Source organism: Devosia sp., from assembly GCF_017307565.1.
Taxonomy (GTDB): domain Bacteria; phylum Pseudomonadota; class Alphaproteobacteria; order Rhizobiales; family Devosiaceae; genus Devosia.
This window is the reverse complement of record NZ_JAFKHD010000088.1, coordinates 1-3,952: the sequence shown is the minus strand read 5'-3', so window position 1 is coordinate 3,952 and position 3,952 is coordinate 1. Positions and strand designations below refer to the sequence as shown.

The 3,952-nt window shown below is 61.0% G+C and carries 5 protein-coding genes; all 5 read right to left on the bottom strand.

Annotation, left to right across the window (positions count from 1 at the left end):
* The coding region (locus J0I64_RS02790; protein WP_291406102.1) for a hypothetical protein at positions 1-240 on the bottom strand (240 nt) is incomplete at its 3' end.
* A gap of 185 nt (positions 241-425) precedes the next feature.
* The gene (locus tag J0I64_RS02785) at positions 426-1,340 is read right to left on the bottom strand and encodes an ABC transporter ATP-binding protein (protein WP_291406101.1); all 915 of its coding nucleotides are present in this window, start codon (positions 1,338-1,340) and stop codon (positions 426-428) included.
* On the bottom strand, positions 1,337-2,365 hold the full coding sequence (locus J0I64_RS02780) for an ABC transporter ATP-binding protein (RefSeq protein WP_291406100.1): 1,029 nt from the start codon (positions 2,363-2,365) through the stop codon (positions 1,337-1,339). The genes J0I64_RS02785 and J0I64_RS02780 overlap by 4 nt, the downstream gene beginning before the upstream one ends.
* Positions 2,366-2,369: 4 nt before the next feature.
* On the bottom strand, positions 2,370-3,227 hold the full coding sequence (locus J0I64_RS02775; protein WP_291406099.1) for an ABC transporter permease: 858 nt from the start codon (positions 3,225-3,227) through the stop codon (positions 2,370-2,372).
* Between the two features lie 4 nt (positions 3,228-3,231).
* The coding region (locus J0I64_RS02770) for an ABC transporter permease (protein ID WP_291406098.1) at positions 3,232-3,952 on the bottom strand (721 nt) is incomplete at its 5' end.

The window sequence follows — 3,952 nt, the reverse complement described above, 5'->3', positions numbered from 1 at the left end:
CCCAAGATCCCCCGGCGCATCGAGCCCCTTCACCGTATCCCGATAGGTCCAACTCGCCCCATCATCGGTCGACACCGCCACGCCAATCGGCGACCCATGGATCCAAGAAAAACCCTCGACCCCGGCCGCAGCCCGGCGATTGGTATAAAACATCCACCACTCATCGGTGCCTTCCAGCCGGATCACCGTCGGATCAGCCGCCCCATCCTCGATCGGATCCCGAAAAATAGGCGCGCTCATTCTTTTATCCCTCAGGTGAAATCCGCCGCCGTCCCTCCCACGGTGTCATTCCCGCGAAAGCGGGAACCTCTGTTTCCAGCACCGCAGGAAGATTCCCGCCTCCGCGGGAATGACGTCGTGGATCGAAACGTTGTCTCAACTCGGTCTGGTCCTCCCCTACCAGGGGAGGCTGGGTGGGGGTATTCCTACCCATAAACCCGAACTTCCCGCCCATCCGGCTTGGCCACAAGCTCCCCAGCCTGTCCAACCAGATCGCCCGCCGCCTTCACCATCCCCGGATCGGTCGCCAGCTTCCCATCCCCGGCATCATCGGTAGACAGAACCGAAGCCTTCAGCAGCTTCGAATAGGGATGCTGCGGATTATCCAGCACCGTCCGTGCATCGCCCATTTCCACGATCCGACCCCGCTGCATGATGATCAGCCGGTTGGAAATGTAGTAGGCCGTCGCCAGGTCATGCGTGATGTAGATGACCGACACCTTCAGGTCGTCCCGCAGGCTCTTCAGCAGATTGACGATGCTCATGCGCAGCGATGCGTCGACCATCGAAACCGGCTCGTCGGCAATCAGCAGCGGTGGATTGGGGATCAGCGCCCGCGCAATGGCGCAGCGCTGCAATTGCCCGCCGCTCATCTCATGCGGAAACCGCCCCCGAACCTCTTTGAGGCTCAACCCCACCTTCTGCAGCGCCTCGTCCATGGCCCGATCAATCGCCGCCTTGTCCGAAGTCTGCAAAAACCGCCGCGCCGTACTCTCGAGATAGCGCTCGATCTTCTTCAGCGGATTGAACGCCTCAAACGGGTTCTGAAACACCGGCTGCACCTGGCTCATGAAAGCGAGCTTCTCCGCCCGCCCGCCATGCCGCGAAACCTTCTTCCCGCGAAACAGGATTTCCCCCTCGCTCGGGTCTTCGAGCCCCAAAATCATCCGCGCCAGCGTCGTCTTCCCCGACCCGCTCTCGCCGATGATTGTAAAGATCTCCGGGTTTTCAGCCGACAGCGAGAAATTGGCATCCATCACCGCATCAACGGTCTTCCGCCCAAAAATCCCGCCCATGGTAAAGCGCTTGGACACATCGCGCACATCGAGAAGCGTCGTCATGCCATCACCCCCGATGGTGCACTGGCATTGACCAGCGGTTTCACGTCCTGCCAGCGCCAGCAGGCAGTCCGATGATCCGGCCCCACCTGTTCCAGCGGCGGCACTTCCTGCCGGCATTTGTCGACGGCCAGCGGGCAGCGCGGATGGAAGCGGCAACCCTGCGGTGGATCGGCCAGGTTCGGTGGCCGCCCTTCGAGCGCCGGCCGCTGTTTGACATCGCCAATCCGCGGCAAGCTCGCCACCAGATGCGCCGTATAGGGGTGCTTGGGCGCAAAGAACATATCCCGCGTCGGCCCCTCTTCAACGAGGCGCCCGGCATAGATGATGCCCACCCGGTCGGCCACGTTCGCGTGCACGCTCATATCGTGCGTCACGAACACCACGGCCGCGTTCATCTCCTTCTGGATGTCGCGGATAAGGCTCAACACTTCCTTCTGCACCACCACGTCGAGCGCCGTCGTCGGCTCGTCGGCAATGATGAATTCGGGGTGGCACACGGTCGCCAGCCCAATGGTCACGCGCTGCCGCATGCCGCCCGAAAGCTCATGTGGATAGGCCTTCAAAACCTCCGGCGGCAGTTTGAGCCGGGCCAGATGCGCAATCACTCGGTCCTCGAATGCCTTCCCCGTCAGCCCCATCGGTCGCGCGGCAAAGTCATGAAAGGTCCGCCCGATGCGCCGCACCGGATTGAGCACGCTCATCGACCCCTGCATGATGTAGGAGAGGTGCTTCCAGCGCACCGCCTCGATCTGCTTGGGCGTCGCCGTGGCGACATCGATCGGCCCATTCTTGAAATCGAATTTGACCGATCCTTCGACCACCTTCAGCGGCGGCCTGATCGCGGCGGCCAGCACCTTGATGAACGAGGTCTTGCCCGAAGAGCTTTCCCCGGCAATGCCATAGACCTCGCCCTTGCGCACGGTCATGGTGATCCCGTCGACCGCCCGAACCTCCCGGCTCACGCCAAAATAGTTCATCTGGTAATAGGCCTTAAGGCCTTCGACTTTAACGATATCCTCGGCCATGGCCTCAAGCCCCCATGCGGCGCAGGCGGCTGCGCGGGTCGATATATTCGTTCATGCTGACAGCCAGCAGGAACAGCCCCAGGAAGGTCATGACGATCAGGATCACCGGAATGACGATCCACCACCAAACCCCGACGACCATCGCCGAGTGCGAATTGGCCCAGTAGAGAACGGTGCCGATGGTGGGATTGTTGATATTGGTGAACCCCAACACCGCCAGCGTCACCTCCATGCCGATCGACCAGAGCATGTTGTTCATGAAGGTCGAAAACACGATCGGCATCACATAGGGCAGGTGCTCCTCGAGCAGCACTTTTCGCGTGCTCATCCCCGCGAAAACCGCATGCCGCGTAAATTCGCGATGTTTCAGCCCCAGCGCCACCGAGCGGATCAGGCGCGCGTCAAACGGCCAGCCGAAACACGCCAGGATCAGCGCCATGGTAAAGCTGTCCATGTTGTTGCGCAGCACGAAGTAGAACAGCACCAGGATCGGGAAGATCGGCACGGCGACGAAAATGTCGTTGATGAACATCAACACCCGGTCGACCCAGCCGCCGAGATAACCGGCGGCCAGCCCCACCGTGATCGAGATGATGCGGCTCAACACGGCAACGGTGACGCCAAAGATCAGGCTGTTCTTGAACGCGGCCGAAAGCTGCCAGAACAGCTCCTGACCGCGCGAATTGGTGCCGAACCAATATTGCGGCGAGGGCGGCTGGTCGGGAATGGCCATGTAGATCATGCTCGGATCGACTGGCGAAAAGAACGACAGCGATGCGAAGATCACCATGATCCCAACGAGCACCAGCCCGATGGCGAATTCGATATTGTAGCGGATAAGGTCGCGAAAAACGGCGAACATGGCTCTACTCCGCCCGAACGCGCGGATCGAGCAGCGGATGCAGCAAGTCCACGATGAAGATTGCGAAGGCCACAGCCGTGATCGAAACGGTGCAGACCGCGAGAACGGTCGAATAATCGCCGGCATTCACCGCATCGACGAGCAGCGATCCCATGCCGGGATAGTTGAACACCTGCTCGGTAATGATCGTGCCGGAAAAAACGCCGCCAATGACCATGGCGAGCGCCGTCACCTGCGGCACCAGCGCATTGCGCATCACATAGGCGCCGACGATGGTGTCGCGCTTGACCCCGGCGAGTTCCGCGTAAGTGACATAGTCCTCGGTGACAATGTTGGAGACCAGCGCCCGCATGCCGATGAACCAGCCACCGAGCCCCACCAGCACCAGCGATAGCGCCGGCAGCAGCGAGTGCTGCAGCACCGAGAGCACGAAGGGCATGGTCCAGCCCGGCCGCACATCCATGCCAAAACCGCCCGAGATCGGCAGCACCGGCCAGAGGAAGCCGAAGATGATCAGGATGATGAAGGCGACGATGTAATAGGGGATCGGCTGCAGGCCCATGGTCACGATGCCAAAAGCCTTGAAGAACCGATTGTTCTGAAAATACCCGGCAAGGCCACCCATCAGGTTGCCGATGATGAAGGTGATGACGGTCGAGGTCAGCAAGAGCCCCAGCGTCCAGGGCATGCCGCGCATCACCAGTTCCATGGCGGGCGTCGGGAAG